Origin of the sequence: Mycobacteroides sp. H001, from assembly GCF_001440005.1 — a bacterium.
Classification (GTDB): Bacteria; Actinomycetota; Actinomycetes; order Mycobacteriales; family Mycobacteriaceae; genus Mycobacterium; species Mycobacterium gwanakae.
In genome coordinates, this window is record NZ_LJYH01000030.1 from 156,409 (window position 1) to 172,138 (window position 15,730).

The window sequence follows — 15,730 nt, forward strand, 5'->3', positions numbered from 1 at the left end:
TGTTCGGTACCGGAGATTGATTCATGCGTAGTGCGGTACTCGATCTCACACTGCGGGAGCAGTTTTCGTGTTCAGTTCTGGGTGGCGCGGGCGGCGGAGACGATAGCCCACGCCACCTCGGGGTGCTTGATATCGCTGTGCGCACCGCTGAACTGGGATTGGCTGGCGTCGTCGATGACCTTGTTGGCGTCAAGCCGGTAGAAATGCCCGCGCTGGAAGTCGTACGGCTTTCCGGCCACGGCAAGTTCGAGTGTCGTCGCGGCCGGATCCTGCTGGTATCCGTCGTGACCCATTGCCCCCCAGCGGAACCAGGGGTCTTGTCCGGCTTGGCTGTCCTGCCGCGCGAGCATGCTGGCCGCCGGGTACCACCAGCCGACCGCGCGATCGGCGGCGGTGTATGTCGACAGCAGCGGCCCGTCCACACGCTCTTCGAGCCCGGCCAGGCCGCCGGGTCCTCGTCCCGGATCGAAGAGCAGCTTGCGGTTGAAGGTGAAGTGGGAGAAGGCGCCCTGGATCAGGGTGAGCGACTTGACGGGGCTCGTGCCGGTTGTCGGAAGCCCTGCCAGCGCGTAGGAGACCAGTCGCGCCCCGAAACTGTGTCCGATGAGGTGAATACGGGGCGGGCCGTCGGGGCCTGACAGTGAGGCCAGCAGCGGACCGAGGCCGCGCTGGCCGATAACTCCGGCCCGGTTCTTCATCTCGTAATAGCTCATCGTGCGCAGGATCTCGCGAGCCCCCGACCACAGCGCGGCGAAGGGATTGCCAAGTCCCTGTGCGGCACTCGTCGATTTCGGTGCCATGGCAGAGGCTTGCCCGAACACCGCGAGCGGATCGCCCTTCACGATGTCGGACTCGCCGCTGTCCTCCTGCGACTGGGCGGGGGTGGTGACCAGTCCGGCGGCCAAGGTGTGGAACTCGATGAGCTTGGCGGACTGCTGCGGTTTCTCGTCGAGCAGCTCGCCCATCTTTTTCAGTTGCGCGGCCTGGCCGGGAAAGCGTGGCGTGAGCGCCGCGGCCAGCTCCGCGCCCGTGGAAGGTACGGGCGGCGCGCTATCGGGGCTGTCGTCGGGCAGCAGCACCGACGGCCAGTTGATTCCCGCGACGGCCACACCGTCTGTATCGCCGCCGAGCTGATCGGCGATCAACGAGAACATCGCGGTGTAGAGCTGGCGCGCGGAGGCCACACTGTTGTTCCATCCGTGTGACATCAGGAACAGATCGGTGATACCACCGGCGGCGACTGCGGCCGGCAGACCGCCATCGCCGTCACCGGTGGCGTCGTTGAGTGAGCCATCGGCATTGAAATCCGGTTCGTAGTATGGCAATCCTTTGATGGTGGTCATGATGTACTCGCTCGTCTCTAGGTGTTGGATAGTGCACGCATCAGGTCGACAAGCCCCGCGCCCTGAAAGAACTCGTGGCGCCCCAAGTCGACGGCCGACTTCAGGAAGATGTCCTTGACCTCTTGTGGTTTACCCACGAACTCCGTGCGAGCCGACAAAAATGCGGCGATCGCACCCGACACATGTGCGGCGGCCATCGAGGTCCCGCTGTCTTCGATGTAGTTTGCGGCCCCCTCGGTGCCGTCGTCCTTCAACAGGTCAATGCCCTTGGCCATGAGACCGGTTGCCGCAGAGGTGATCCGCTCACCAGGGGCCACCAGGTCGGGTTTGCGTCGGCCATCGAGGGTCGGCCCCTTGGAGGAGTCGAAGGTGACACCGCTGGTATGTGGCCGGTACCGGTGGACCGAGCCGACAGTGATGGCGGTGGCAGCATTGCCGGGATCGGTGATGGTGGAAAGCTGGCCGTAGACATCGGCCGTCGTGCCCAAGATCGCGGCGCCCACACCGGCCGCCGCGGTGCCGGCTCCGAGGTTTCCGGCACTGACGACGCAGACCACCCCTGATCCGGTGAGCAGATCGAGCTCCCGGCACAGCGGGCTTTGGCCCGCCGCGTAATCCCTCGGCATCCATCCGCATCCCAGCGACAGATTCACGCCGTGGATCTGTAGATCGTTGCCGTAGCTGTTGATCTCGCGCACATAGTTGAGGGCGTCGATGAGCACACTGGACAGGGTCTTGCCGTCGTCGTCGAGGACCTTCAGGCTCACCAGGTTGGCGTGCGGCGCCACCCCGGACAGCCGCGACCCCTGCGCCAGCACTCGCGGAACCCATTCCGGCAGCCCCTCGGCGGTCGGTTGAGTGGATGCGATCCGGATGAGTTTCGGGTCGGTGGGGGATTCGCCTGCGATGATTCCGGCCACATGGGTGCCGTGTCCGTAGACGTCGACGAGCGGCCCCTTCGAGGCCTCCGGGGAAAGCGTGAAATCTTTGTGCAGCGGCATCACGGAATCCGCGGTGAGGGTGCCGTTAGCGGCGAAATGGGGATGCTCGGCATCGATTCCCGAATCCAGCACGGCCCAAACGACTCCGGTCCCGCCGGAGCCATAGGTACGGATCGCCGCATCGGCCTTGATCGTGGTGAGTGAGCGGTCCAGATGCGCCTCCACCACCAGATCCGGCCACACCCGCCGGATCAGCTGCAGCGCTTGTTGTGCGCTTTTGGCGGTAGGGGACTTGGCGCCACCGCGGACCAGGCGCTGGATTTCGTCGGGGGTGAGCATGCACCGTACATAGTGGCGGCCGACGGGCGTTGGTGTGGGCGGCTCGTCGCGCAGTACCCGATGGAACATGTGCAGGAATTGGTCGCGCACATCGTCGGGGTCGACACCCGCCCCGACGAGAAGCTCGATCAGCACCATCCTGCGATCGTCATCGTCGGTGACCAAGGCGTTGGCCTCGGCCGGCAGTGCCGTCTGCGGATCGGCCAGGACCATCGGGCTGATGACCGATGGCCGTTTGGGCCCACGTGGGACGGGGCTGGTCATCGCACACCGAAGGGCATGAATCCGGTGGAACTCATCTGACGATTGTGAACCCAAACGTCCTTGTCGGTCATGAGTATTCGCCTACTCGGTCGATCCGCTGGCCCACGCGGGCGTCCACGGTGCGAAAGGATTCGCGATACCGTCCAGGGCGGCATGCAGGGACGGGAAGTGCCGGAGCAGCACCGAACGCATCGAGTTGTCCCTGACCCACGCGATGCCTTCCGGCGTGTAGATCTGGGGCCGGAAGTCGGTTGTGAAAAATCTGTCGCTCTCCAGCCGGCGGGACGCCATCAGCACGAAAATTCGAAAAGCGGTGTCGCTGAACCCAAATCCCTTCGGTTTGGGCTCCGCGTACAGCCCGACCATCAGATCCACTCGCTCGATATCGCCGTATATGGCCGCGAGCTCCTTGGCCACCACGGGGTCGTCGGTGAGCTCGCTGAACGAAGACACTGGCCGCAGACGCAGCATCCGCCGGAACTCGTTGTAACGGGGCACGCCCCGTTCACGGACCCGAAGAACGTCGATGGCGGCGAGGTCCAAAATGGATCCGTCCGGCCGCTCCAGACGTTGCAGATGACGCGGGAAGTTATGCAGAGTCAGCGCACCCGGATTGGCACGGCCGAACGAATAAATGATGTTCTCTATCGGCGTCTCGCTGAAGCGGGTTCGCACATGTTGTACGGCCAGATCCGGTAATTCGTGTTCGGCGATCACGGAATCATCGGAGGCCGACCGCAGCACGAAACGATCGGGAATTAGCGGGTGCATGCGGTACACCGCGACAAATTCTTCGGTCAGCGAATATGGCACGTTATGCAGACTTGTGGGGGAGCCGGGTATACCGCGCAGCAGAGCGTTATGCGGCTGGCGCCGAAATAGGTTGCCTAGGCGCTCGCCCAGAATGCCGGACCAGTTGGAGTTCATCGCGAATACCGTGGTGGGGTGCCCGATTATGGCGGGAGTCCAGTCGATCGTGTGGATTTTCGCCATCAGCGCTGTGTTGACTAGGCGGGCCTTGTCGTACAGCTCCTGGTCGGACATTTCCGGATGACAGGCAGCCAGATGCTCGCAGATCGCGTTGTGTTCCCGCATGAACAGCGAATGCAGGATGGCCAGGCCGACCCAGAAGTTCACGGCCGTCTCTGATGTGCTGGCCAGCGCCTCGACATCAGCAGGCGGCAGGCCTTGTCCATCCAGCCGTAGCGTGCCCCCGGTCCCGGTACGCAGTGCATCGGCGATGGCGCGGGTGCCACCGTAGACCTGCGATCCGTCCCACCAATGGGTGTCCTGCGTGACGAACGTCGGGGGGCCGGACGCATCGGGGCATGGGTCGGGTGCGGTGCGGCGTATCTGCATCGGCCGTTGTGGCCACGGATCGTTCCCGTCGAGCGGAACCGTCCATGGCTCGGCTTCGACGGTGTTATGGCTGAACCAGTCGTGGACCTCGAATTGGATCCATGCCGCGGCCAGCACGTTCAGCGTCGTCGCCGGAATGAACTCGTCGCGGGTCAGCAGCCTGCGGCTGATCAGCCGCGGGTTTGGGTCCAGGAGTTGTTCGGAGGACTCGGGGAAGGTCTGGGCAAGGGGCGCGTTACGCCCGAACCGGCTGCCCACCGACCCCATCAGCGGATGTTCGAGGTTGTTGTAGGTGCCGTCCAACGTCCGGGCACTGCGGCAGGCGGCGTCCTCCGGCGGCGGTGATCCACCCGGCGCCCGCCCCGTATCGAACAGATTGTCGGCGCGCAGCGCGTTACGGAGCCCGATGAGCACTGCGATGCCGAATACCGTGGGCAGGCGCGACCACCCGACCGACCGATCAATTCGTGTTGCGAGCCACGAGGCCAATGTGGTGGCTGATGTGGCTGGTCCACTCTTTTTCGCCATACCGTAATGCTGACAAATTCTGACGCGTCAGAACGTGAGTATTGCGCTACTCGATACCCACGAAATCGAATTTCCGATCGCACCGGGAATACCTCGTCAATTCACGCACATGGGCGCTGGCCGCAGCGCAGGATTGAGTAGTCGTGTACTCATGCGCGGCACTTCCGGCATTCACGACACTGAGAACGTCACCGTGTCCGATGGATATCGACCGTCCCGGACCACTAATACGGGAGGACTGGACCGCGATGGGCGCCACCGATGAATCGATCGAAGCGACGCGTACCTACCTTCGGTACAACGAGAACATGGACGCGGCACCTCCCGGCGAGGAGGAAGCCATCGACAAGATCGTCAAGGTGCTGCACACGAACAACCAGCGGGCCTTCCGGAAGTATCGGCATGCCGTTCGTGATGCGCATGCGAAGAGCCACGGCATCTTGCGCGGGGAGCTGACGGTCTATCCGGACCTGCCACCGCACCTACGCCAGGGCATGTTCGCAACGCCCGGTAGTTATCCGATCATCTCCAGGTTGTCCACCACGTCTGGCCTGCTGCGCAGCGACCGGATCCGGGGCGTGCGGGGTCTGGGCATCAAGGTCCTGGGTGTGGCGGGCCCGCGGACGCTCCCTGATGACGAGGCCACCACCCAGGATTTCGTGCTGGTCACCCACCGCGAGTTCCTCTTCGCCGACGCGAAAGCATATCTACGGCGGGGGATGCCCACGGCCTGGTTGCTGGCACGGCTGCCGGACACCGCGCTGAGGCTGGGTAGCAACTTTCTCGGCGGGGTGGCGAAACTGCTTCCACGCGTGGGACTCTCACTGCCGGAATCGGTGGCCGTGTTCGTTCGTCCCAACACCCACATCCTCGGTGACACGTTCTATTCCTCGGCGCCGCTGCGGTACGGAGAGTATGTGGCCAAGCTCAGTTACGTACCACTGTCGAAGTCCGTGCGGGACCTCGAAGGGGTACTTCTGCCGGACGACATCGCCGACGACGAGTTCCGCCACCTGGTATCAGAGTTCTTCCGGCACAACAGTGCTGAGTACGAACTGAGGGCGCAACTGTGCACCGACGAGAAGACCATGCCCCTGGAAGATGCCACCGTCGCGTGGCCGGAAGGGGACTCCCCGCATCGGGGAATCGCCAAAATCGTCTTCCCCGTGCAAGATTCATATGGTGACAAGAGGCGGGTGTTCGGCGACGACGTACTGTCCTTCAATTCATGGCGCGCCCTGGCCGCGCATCGGCCATTGGGGTCGATCAACAGGTTGAAACTTCGGGTTTACGAGGCCTCCAGCAACTTTCGGCATGAGAAGAACGGTGTGTCGCGGATGGAGCCGGCCGGGGTTCAGGATCTACCGGACTGAGATGGTTGCGATGACACGTGCGATCACCAAACCAGCCGCGCCGGAGAAACCGGCCCCCGGACTGGCCCACGCAAACCGCCGTCGCGATCTAAACTCTTTCTCCATGTCGGGGAGCTGGCAGTTGCTCGACCGCCCAAACGAATTCGAGGCTGTCCGCGCGACGCTGTCGGACAGCCTGTCGTGCGGTGTGGTGCTGGTCGGCTCGGCGGGAGTGGGCAAGACCACCCTCGCGCGCACGGTCACCGACTCGCTGGAATGCCAGGTTCGCTGGGTGGCGTGCACCGAGTCGTCGCGGAACATTCCGCTGGGCGTGTTCGCTCACTGGATACAGACAACCGGATCGCGTGACCCGGCTGCGCTCATTGCTGCGGCGCGGGAATCCATTGTCGCGACGCCAAATCCGATCATCGGGATCGACGATGCTCATCTGCTGGATGATCTGTCGGCGACTCTGCTGCATCAGATCGCGGTCGGCCATGCGGGCCGGCTGGTGGCCACCGTGCGTAGCGGCGAGCCCGTTCCCGATGCGGTCACCGCATTGTGGAAGGACGACTACCTGCGCCGGTTCGAACTCGAGGCGTTCACCAAGCAGCAGAGTGTCGCCCTCGTGGAATCGGTGCTCGGCGGAGCCCTCGAAGGGCTGAGCGCCGACGTGATGTGGGAGTCATCCGGTGGAAATCCGCTGTTCCTGCGACATCTGGTGGAAGGGGCCGTCGAGGCCGGATCCCTCACCGCCGTCAACGGCGTGTGGCAACTGCGCGGTAACACGGTTGTCCCGTCGGGGCTGGCCGCACTGCTCGGAGATCGCCTCGAACAGTTGGATGGCGACGTACTCAACGTGCTGAAACTGCTGTCCTTGTGTGAACCGCTCAATCTCGACACATTGTGCGAGATCGCCGGTGGCGATGCTCTGGACGGTGCCGAGCTCAGCGGCTTCGTCCGTGTCGAAGCCGATGGCCGGCGGATGAATGTGCGGTTCAGCCATCCGATGCTGGGCGAGGTGATCCGGCGCAGAGTGGGCACCGCATCGGCCCGGCGTCTGCGCGGTCAGCTGGTGCGGGCACTCCGGGAGCGGGACATCGACTCGGCTGCCAAGCGCATCCGGCTCGCGCAGTTGTCGGTCGGCAGCGACGAGGCCACCGACCCGGCCCTCCTGGTCTCCGCCGCGAAGGACGCGGTGTATCTGTCCAACCTGCCGGTGGGTGAGCATCTGGCGCGCTGTGCGGTGGAACGTGACGGAGGGCTGCGCGCGGCCGAGGTGCTCTCGCGCGCTCTGCTGTGGCAGGGCCGGCCCGAGGAAGCCGAGCAGGTGCTCGCTGAGTTCGATCCGGACCAGCTCGATGAACTCTCGCTGGTCCTGTGGGGCCTTCCGCTGGTGTCCATCGCGTTCTGGTCGATGGGCGATGTGCGGCGTGCACACGAGCTGATGGCGCTGCTGCGTGAACGGGTGCAGCATCCCGCCCTGAAACTGGTCGTCGACGCGACGGGGGCGGCGTTGGCCGTGCACGAGAACCAGTTCGACGAGGGGCTGGCGGCGGCGACGCTGGTGCTGTCAGATCCGGAGGCTCCCCGGCAGGCGGTGGAATTCGCGGCGTTCGGTATCGGGCTCGCGCTGCCCGTCGCTGGCCGCGGCGACGAGTTCGAGCCGATCGCCGCGAGGTGCCGTGCGCAGAAAAGATCCACCGACGGCATGATCGCGGTGATGGTGCGTTACTGCGATGTGCTGGCACTTGTCTACACGGGGCAGCTCCGGCTGGCCGACCGCCGGGTTACGGAATACACCGAATTCTCCTCGGCCGGACAGTTTCTGGCGTGGGCGATAGCGCGCATCATGGCCGGTCTGGTTGCCGTGCACCGCGGCGCCTTCCCGACGGCGATATCGTCGATCGAACAGGCGCTGGCCGCGCTCAATGCCGAGAAGCCACTGCCCTGGCAGCTGCCCGCACGGCTATTGCTGGCCCGCGCCTACGCCGCACTCGGAAAGGTGGAAGACGCCGAGCGTGTGCTGACCGAATCCGGAGAACACTCAGGACAGTTCGTCGCATTGCACGACCCCCAGCTGCTGATCGCGAAATCCTGGCTTGCCGCCGCGCGCGGTGCAGACCGGTCGGCGGTCGATATCGCCCGGCGCGCGGCGGACGCCGCACACACCGCGGGCCAATACGCGGTGGAGGCCGAGGCCCTGCACCATGCGGCGCGGTTCGGTGACCGGACCGTGGGTCGCCGCCTCGGGTCGCTCGTCCCGCGCGTGCATGGTCCGCTGGTGCAGCTGTATGCGCGGCATGCGGTCGCGGTCGGTGCCTCGGATGCCTCGGCGCTGGATGTGGTGAGTGGTGAGTTCGAGAACGCGGGCCTGCTGCTTTCGGCCGCGGACGCCGCAGCACAGGCGGTGGCGGTACGCGGTCGCGATGGAGACCGGAGCAAGAGCGCCGAATCCGCTGCGCGTGCACTGCGGATCGCAGGTCAATGCGGTGGTGCCGCTACGCCCGCGATCCGGGCCGCCGCGCGCCCGCTGCCGGTCACCGCACGTGAACGTGAGATCGCGGCGCTCATCGGGGAGGGATTGTGCAACCGCGAGATCGCCGAGCGCCTCACGCTGTCGGTGCGGACCATCGAGGGCCACATCTACCGGGCGTGCATCAAACTCGATGTCGCAGACCGTGATCAGCTTGCCAAGATCGTGTGGAGCGACCTGACGAGCCCGCAGGAATAGGCGGGTGCCCACTGCCAGCGGTGGTTCATTCGTCCGCGGCGTTCTCCGAATCCGGTGGCTGCAGAACGGTGCGTTCGTGCACCAAGTACCCGGATGCGACGGAGAAGAGGACGGTGATGGCCGAGCCGACGTCTCCGGGTATCTCGACATTGAACTTGCCGAGGACGAAGACCAGCACGACCGAGATGGCGCCGGCGGTGCCACTGGCCGCAACCTTGGTCGTGGGTGTCGGTGACGGCTGCCGGATTGCTTGTCGTTCAAGCGTTGTCATGATCGGCTCCCTTGGGTGATGGGTCTGCTGAAACGGTAGGGCTCGCGGGCCGGTACCCGCACGAGTAGCGGGCTACCTCGTTCCTGGCGGGGGATGAGATGACGCGCTGCGGCCTCGCCGGGGCGGCACCGACCGCGCCCAAATGCAGGTAGTGGATCACTCGTTCGAAATCGCGCGACGCTGCCGACCATTGCTGGTAGCCGAGCTAGTGCGTCTATCTCCCGTTGGGCGTCTACGGCTTCTCATCACGTACGTCAGGAAAGGACGGACCTGGAAATGACTAACACCGACTCGCAGATCTACACAGGAAGACAAGTGGTTGTCTTCGCACCGGCAACGGCGCGCGGAAACAACGTCACCACGCTTGCAGGTATTGCGGGGATCTCGAACATCGCACACAGCAGCGATTTTGAGAATCAAGCGATGGATATCAGCGCCGTCGTCGACGCCGATGCCACGGTGTTCGACGAGCTCGGTCTCGCCGTCGTGGATTCCGACCCGGAGCAGACCATGGCGCTTCAGGCCGCGGCGTCGGCTGGCGGCACGGTGTTGTCCGTGGAACCGGAGTTGATCCATCACGCACTCACGGTCACCTCCGCCGAATACCTCAGCGGCTACCAGCATGGTGTCTCCGACCTCTTCGCGCGGTTGCAGGCCGACACCGCGACCGTCGAAGAACTCGCCGCTGCCTATGCCGATAATGACTCGTCGACGTGGGGTCTGCAGGCCACGAGAACAGACACGAGTTCAAAGACCGGCCGCGGGGTTCGGGTGGCGGTGCTGGACACGGGCTTCGACGCCGCACATCCGGACTTCAAGAAGCGTCACGTGACCATGCAGTCGTTCATCGACGGCGAGAGCGCCGACGATGGACATGGACACGGCACACACTGCATCGGTACCTCGTGTGGACCGCGCTCTCCGCGGGGGAGTCGTCGTTATGGAGCGGCGACCGAGGCCGAGATCTTCGCGGGCAAGGTGCTGAGTAACGCCGGGTCGGGGGCCGACGGCGGTATTCTCGCGGGCATCAACTGGGCGGTGGCCAACAACTGCGCCGTCATCTCGATGTCGTTGGGCGCCAACGTCGATAAGACGTCCCTCGCCTATGAGACGGTGGGTCAGCGTGCGCTGGACCGCGGTTCGTTGATCATCGCCGCGGCGGGGAACAACGCCAACCGCAGGATCGGAAACTACGGCTTCGTCGGCGTGCCCGCGAACAGCCGGTCGATCATGGCCATCGCCGCGGTGGATTCGTCCTTGAACCCGGGCTGGTTCTCGGCGCGTTCGAGCACCAAGACGAAGGCGGCCGGCCGCATCGACCTTGCTGGACCGGGTGTCGATGTGTACTCCTCGTGGCCGATGCCGAAGCGCTACAACTCGATCAGCGGAACCAGCATGGCCACGCCCCATGTGTCCGGTATCGCGGCGCTCTGGTGCGAGGCCACGGGGCTCACCGGCCGGCAGCTCTGGGCGGTGCTGTTGCAGCACGCGGTACCGCTCAACGTTCCGGCCGTGGATGTGGGTGCCGGGCTAGTACAGGCCCCACAGTGACGGCGCAGCGGGTCACCGTGACGATCGAAGAGCGTGATTTCGACGGCACGGTGGCCGCGTTGCGGGCCGCTGGCATGGCCGGTATGCAGGTGCACCGCGAGATCGGTGTGGTATCCGGTGATATCGCGAATGCCGCTGCGCTGGTGGATATCCCCGGAGTAATGGTGGTGGAACCCGAGGGGCGGACGCATATCGCCCCGCCCAATGCGGGTATCCAGTAGCGGGTCACCTAAGCCAGTGGGGGCGGTGCGAGAGCGCACCGCCCCCACTGGGTGTCTACTAGCCGGCGAGCCGGCGTGCGCCCAGTGCACCGACGCCGCGGTGGGTGACACGGCGGATCAGTGCCCGGCGCTGGGCACCGATCGATACCGGGATGGCACTGACGGTGGCAGGCCCCGGGCGGGCGTCGTCACATTCCAGATAGGTCGCGGCAACACCGGGAAGGGCCCGCAGATGTTCGGCGAGCCGCTCGAACTCGGGGCAGGCAGGCGCGGTGACCACGAAGATGGACCGCAGCTCGGGCGGTACACCCGCGGCATTGGCGTGGAGGGGTGCAACCGTGTGCCCGGCCACCCGAATGGCCTCGAAAATCGGTGTGGCCGAATTGATTGCACCCGGATGCTCACGAAGGTCGTGTGCGGGGCCGGCCTCAACCAGGATGAGCAGGCTGACGTCCGGCGAGACGCTGTACGGGGCAGTTCGCGTAATCATTTCGACTCCTCCCGGCACGGGATGTGTGGCTCGGTTTCGTTGTGTAAAAGCGGTACACAACGATCCTGATCCGACACGGTCCCGATGACGCGAGTAGCGAGGTACCCCATACGAAGGCATCACGCGTGGTGGGCATCACCCGATGGTGCTGTCTACAGCAGCCGCTGACGCGCGGCAACGAGCACCGAACAGTGCGTGCGACCCAGCACGCCGCATCCATTGGGGCCGACCAACTCCTGCACGTGTGCCGCATCGCCGGCTCCGAGAACCACCAGCTGTACGGAATGCCCGTGGCGTTCCAGGTAATCCAGCGTGCCGCCCACCGGATCGAGTACGCGGATGTCCAGGTCGGAGTGCCGTGCCCGTATCGGCGCCAGGCGTCGCTCCAGCAGGACGGCCGCCACCTGACGGTCGTCGCGTGCCAAGGTGGCGACCCGATGCCCGAAGAGAGGCATCGGGCGATGGCGCAGCAGGACGCGCATCGGTGCGCGGCGCAGCCGTGCCTCGTGCGCCGCGAGTTCCAACGAGGCCACCGACTCGTGGGTCTCGTCGACCTCCACCACCACTGAGGGCTCCGCACCGGCCGGTACCTGGCCATCACGGATCACCGCGACCGGGCAGCGCACCGACCGGAGAACTTCCGCTGCAGTCGATCCGACTTTCCTGGTGTCGGAACCGCTGATGCCGATCGCGCCCACGCACAACATGAGGGCGTTGCGTGAGGCGTCCAGCAGCACGTCCGCTACCCGTCCGTGCCGGATATCGGCGTGAACCTTCACTGGCTTTCGCGTCGACCCGATCTCGCGGACGGCATGCCGTAGCGCCATCCCGGCGGTGCTTGGCTCGTTGTCGAACTCCGGGAACTCCGGCTGGGGAGCCACGTGGACCAGACGCAGCGGTACGTCACGGTGCAGTGCCTCATCGACCGCCCATAACGCGGCCCGAACCGCGGATCGTGAACCATCGATGCCGACGATCACCGCGGACTGGGAGGTGGGGATCTCGCTCATGGCAGTGCCCTAGCCGCGGATCTCGAACACATCGGCAAGCGATCGCCGGGGCGTCGGGGGCGGGACGCGACCGAAGGTCGGAGCAAGGCCAACCCGGATCAATGCCTGCGGGTGCGCTCGCCCGATGGTGGCGCCGACGACCTCGCGACTGGCGGTCAGTTCCAGCATGTGCGTGATGGTGCAGGTCGCCATCCCGGCCAGGGTCGCTTCCAGCAGCACCTCGGACAGCAGCTCGCCGCAGCGCAGCAGGTGTTTTGGGGTGTCCCTGGCGGTGGACAGCGCCAGGACCTTGGCCCGATCTTCCTGCAGGCCGGGCCGTGTGGTCCGTTCTGAGACGACCGGGAAGGTGCGGCCGATGTCGACATGATCGCTCTCGCCAGCCGACACCAGCGCACTGCGCGGAATACCTTCTCTCAGCGTGAACGATGCTGTCCACCAATCGAGTTCGTTTTGGTAGGCCGAATCGTAGATACGCAGGGCATCGCTGAGTGCCGACGCCTCGGCCAGTCTCGGCCGCATCGCATCGTCGATCACATCCAGGATCACCGCCCGATCGGAGATCACCGAGTTCAACATCCGGGCGAACTGCGACCAGTTCGGCGGCGACTCGAACGGAAGGCGATCGGTGCGGCGCTGCAGGATCGCATCCGCACGTCGACGATCGCCCACCACCACGACGGATCTGGGCAAGAACGTGATGGCCGCGAGATGGTCGGGGTTGTCGGGGTCGGGGATCCGTTCCACCCGTGCCATCCAGCCCGCCGAGGCCATCGCTACCCGGAAATGGTCCAGAGCTGCACCGCAGCTGATGATCGCTTCGCGGCCCCTGTCGTCAGTTCTGTTCACGCAGCGCGAGCGGTCCAGGTATAGGTGCAAATCACCGGCCCCGGAGCCCGGGTCGACGATCCAGCGCCATGGCTGAGTGTTGTGCAAAGACGGTGCACGGCACGCAAGTTGGATCGCAGTCTGGACTACGTCGATGTGAACCATCGTCTTGGGCATGTCGGGCTCCGCTCACTGGTGGTGATATCGACTCTCGGTGACACATCTGGGCGCGGACAGGGCATTTGGTCACCGGCCACGGACCCGAAGTCCCCGGGTATGTGGCCCGGGAAACGCGGAGAGGGCCCTGGTGGGGCAGAACTGGTGACTTCCGACCCACAGATCAGGGGCACATGGCCGGATATCCGCGTCCCGCACCCGGCGACGATGAAGTCATGCGCGCAATGCGATCGACCGCCAGCCCCACGTACGTCGGTGCAGAGATCCGTGAAACACACACGGGTATCGTAATTTTGGCTGGAGGGCGGGCATACAAACTCAAAAAACCCGTGGTCACCAACCTCCTCGACTTCAGCACCCTGGAGCTTCGCGAAAGGGCTTGTGCCCGTGAGGTGGCGCTCAACAGCCGCATCTCAAGTGACAGCTACATCGGTGTCTCGCACCTCACCGATCCCGAGGGCGGGCCGGGCGAACCGGTCGTGGTGATGCGGCGCTACCCCGATGCCGCGCGATTGTCGGCGATGGCCAAGGCGGGCCGGGTCACCAAGTCGCATCTGGATGCGGTCGCGGAGGTGCTGGCGGCATTCCACAAGCGTGCCGATCGCAGCCCGTCGATCGACGAGGCCGGAGCGCTTGACGCTGTCGTCGACCGTTGGGAGGACACGCTGACCTCGTTGGAGAAGTACGTCGGAACGGTGCTCGCCGCGGACGACGTGCGCATGGTCCGGACACTTGCGACACAGTTCATCTCCGGGCGGGCGGTGCTGTTCGCACAGCGCATCGCCGACCACAGGATCATCGACGGGCACGGTGATCTGATGGCCAGCGACGTCTTCTGCCTGCCCGATGGTCCGGTGATGCTCGATTGTCTGGAATTCGACGACCGGCTGCGGCACGCGGACAGCCTCGACGATGCCGCATTCCTGGCCATGGATCTGGAATTCCTGGGGCGGCGGGACCTGGGCGAGTACTTCATGAATCGCTACGTGGAACTATCCGCCGATCCCGCACCGGAGCCGTTGCGGCACTTCTACATCGCCTATCGATCTTTGGTCCGGGCCAAGGTGGATTGCACCCGGTTCGCCCAGGGGCAGCGCGCGGCCCTGGCCCGGGCCACCAAACATGTGTCGATGGCGCTGAGCCACCTGAGTGCGGCAACGGTTCGGCTTGTGCTGGTAGGCGGCGGACCAGGCACAGGTAAGAGCACCTTGGCGCGCCGGATATCGGAAGATGTTGGTGCTCAGATCATCTCCACCGATGAGGTGCGCCATCAGTTGCATCGTCTGGGCGTGATATCCGGCGGAAAGGGGGTGCTCGACGCGGGGCTGTACTCCCCGGAGAACGTGGCCGCCGTGTACGACGCTGTGCTTCGCAGAGCGCGGGTATGCCTGGCCGGAGGACACACCGTCATCCTCGACGCGACCTGGCGCAATCCGCGCCATCGGTTGCGGGCGCATCAGCTCGCATACGAAGCCGGAGCGCCGATGGTGGAGTTCTTGTGCATGGCGCCGCTGGTCACAGCCCAACATCGGGTGGCCGCCCGTCACGACGGAGTGTCGGACGCCAGCGGTGATATCGCGGCGGCGTTGAGTTCTGAGTTCGTCGGTGTGGACAACGGGTGGGGCGAGGCGCACGTGATCGATACACGGTTACCGCTGGAACGGTCGACCGCCGAGGCCGAGGAACTGTGCCGGCAGGCGTTGTACGCCCCCGTGCCATGTCACCCCCGGTAGCGCATGCGAGCCGTCACTGATCTCGGTCATCGTCTGGCGCTGGCGGCAGCGACGTTGTCCACGATGGCCCGACAGAACGCCGGCAGGTCCTCCGGGGAGCGACTGGTGATGAGGTTGTGGTCGATGACCAGCTCCTCATCGAGGACATGGGCCCCGGCATTGCGCAGGTCCGTGCGGATACTGCGGTACGACGTGACCGTTCTTCCTTGCAATACACCTGCCTCGGCAAGGGTCCACGGCCCATGGCAGATCGCGGCCACGGGCTTGCCGGATCGCACAAACGCACGCACGAAATCCACCGCATCCGCATCGGCGCGCAGTTTGTCGGGATTGACGGTGCCCCCGGGAAGCACCAGCGCGTCGTAGTCGTCCACGGATGCCGTGCCGACCTCGCGGTCGACGTGCAGCGTCCCGGCCGGCGACAGATCGTGTTCACGCGCGGCAATCTCACCTGATCTGATCGAGAGCACTATTACGGTGCCACCGGCAGCCACGACCGAGTTACGTGGCTCCTCCAGCTCGACACGTTCGACTCCGTCGGCGGCCAGTATCGCGATCGTCCGATCCTGAAGAACAGCGGACATCGTCGTGT

Annotated in this window: 11 protein-coding genes and 2 pseudogenes; 5 read left to right on the top strand and 8 right to left on the bottom strand. The window is 65.1% G+C overall.

Annotation, left to right across the window (positions count from 1 at the left end):
* Positions 1-71 precede the first annotated feature (71 nt).
* The 3 genes from AOT83_RS13700 to AOT83_RS13710 all read right to left on the bottom strand — a co-directional run bounded on the left by AOT83_RS13700 (position 72) and on the right by AOT83_RS13710 (position 4,774).
* Positions 72-1,343, bottom strand: a complete 1,272-nt coding sequence (locus AOT83_RS13700; protein ID WP_030096593.1) for a hypothetical protein — start codon at positions 1,341-1,343, stop codon at positions 72-74.
* 17 nt (positions 1,344-1,360) lie between these two features.
* The gene (locus tag AOT83_RS13705; RefSeq protein WP_057964817.1) at positions 1,361-2,887 is read right to left on the bottom strand and encodes a S8 family peptidase; all 1,527 of its coding nucleotides are present in this window, start codon (positions 2,885-2,887) and stop codon (positions 1,361-1,363) included.
* Between the two features lie 81 nt (positions 2,888-2,968).
* The gene (locus AOT83_RS13710; RefSeq protein WP_057964816.1) at positions 2,969-4,774 is read right to left on the bottom strand and encodes a peroxidase family protein; all 1,806 of its coding nucleotides are present in this window, start codon (positions 4,772-4,774) and stop codon (positions 2,969-2,971) included.
* Between the two features lie 248 nt (positions 4,775-5,022).
* Between AOT83_RS13710 and AOT83_RS13715 the strand changes: the two genes are divergently transcribed.
* Entirely contained in the window at positions 5,023-6,147 is a 1,125-nt protein-coding gene (locus tag AOT83_RS13715; protein ID WP_057964922.1) for a catalase family protein, read from the top strand.
* Between the two features lie 103 nt (positions 6,148-6,250).
* On the top strand, positions 6,251-8,860 hold the full coding sequence (locus tag AOT83_RS13720) for a LuxR family transcriptional regulator (RefSeq protein ID WP_057964921.1): 2,610 nt from the start codon (positions 6,251-6,253) through the stop codon (positions 8,858-8,860).
* Positions 8,861-8,933: 73 nt separating this feature from the next.
* Here the strand turns inward: AOT83_RS13720 and AOT83_RS13725 are convergent.
* Positions 8,934-9,131, bottom strand: a pseudogene (locus AOT83_RS13725) (hypothetical protein); the annotation flags it as partial.
* A gap of 276 nt (positions 9,132-9,407) precedes the next feature.
* Here AOT83_RS13725 and AOT83_RS13730 point away from each other — a divergent pair.
* On the top strand, positions 9,408-10,682 hold the full coding sequence (locus AOT83_RS13730; RefSeq protein WP_030096598.1) for a S8 family serine peptidase: 1,275 nt from the start codon (positions 9,408-9,410) through the stop codon (positions 10,680-10,682).
* The gene (locus AOT83_RS13735) at positions 10,679-10,903 is read left to right on the top strand and encodes a hypothetical protein (protein ID WP_044105109.1); all 225 of its coding nucleotides are present in this window, start codon (positions 10,679-10,681) and stop codon (positions 10,901-10,903) included. The genes AOT83_RS13730 and AOT83_RS13735 overlap by 4 nt, the downstream gene beginning before the upstream one ends.
* 196 nt (positions 10,904-11,099) lie before the next feature.
* On the opposite strand, the pseudogene AOT83_RS13740 reads toward AOT83_RS13735, so the two are convergent.
* The 3 genes and pseudogenes from AOT83_RS13740 to AOT83_RS13750 all read right to left on the bottom strand — a co-directional run.
* A pseudogene (locus AOT83_RS13740) lies at positions 11,100-11,393 on the bottom strand (hypothetical protein); the annotation flags it as partial.
* A 152-nt stretch (positions 11,394-11,545) separates the two neighbouring features.
* The gene (locus tag AOT83_RS13745) at positions 11,546-12,403 is read right to left on the bottom strand and encodes a universal stress protein (RefSeq protein ID WP_030096600.1); all 858 of its coding nucleotides are present in this window, start codon (positions 12,401-12,403) and stop codon (positions 11,546-11,548) included.
* Positions 12,404-12,412: 9 nt separating this feature from the next.
* On the bottom strand, positions 12,413-13,405 hold the full coding sequence (locus AOT83_RS13750; RefSeq protein WP_030096601.1) for an NAD(P)H nitroreductase: 993 nt from the start codon (positions 13,403-13,405) through the stop codon (positions 12,413-12,415).
* A 173-nt stretch (positions 13,406-13,578) separates the two neighbouring features.
* Here AOT83_RS13750 and AOT83_RS13755 point away from each other — a divergent pair, with 173 nt between their 5' ends.
* Positions 13,579-15,138 carry a bifunctional aminoglycoside phosphotransferase/ATP-binding protein gene (locus tag AOT83_RS13755; RefSeq protein WP_057964815.1) on the top strand — a complete coding sequence of 520 codons (1,560 nt, stop codon included), beginning with the start codon at positions 13,579-13,581 and terminating at the stop codon, positions 15,136-15,138.
* Between the two features lie 26 nt (positions 15,139-15,164).
* Here the strand turns inward: AOT83_RS13755 and AOT83_RS13760 are convergent, their stop codons facing one another.
* On the bottom strand, positions 15,165-15,722 hold the full coding sequence (locus AOT83_RS13760) for a type 1 glutamine amidotransferase domain-containing protein (RefSeq protein ID WP_057964920.1): 558 nt from the start codon (positions 15,720-15,722) through the stop codon (positions 15,165-15,167).
* Positions 15,723-15,730 lie beyond the last annotated feature (8 nt).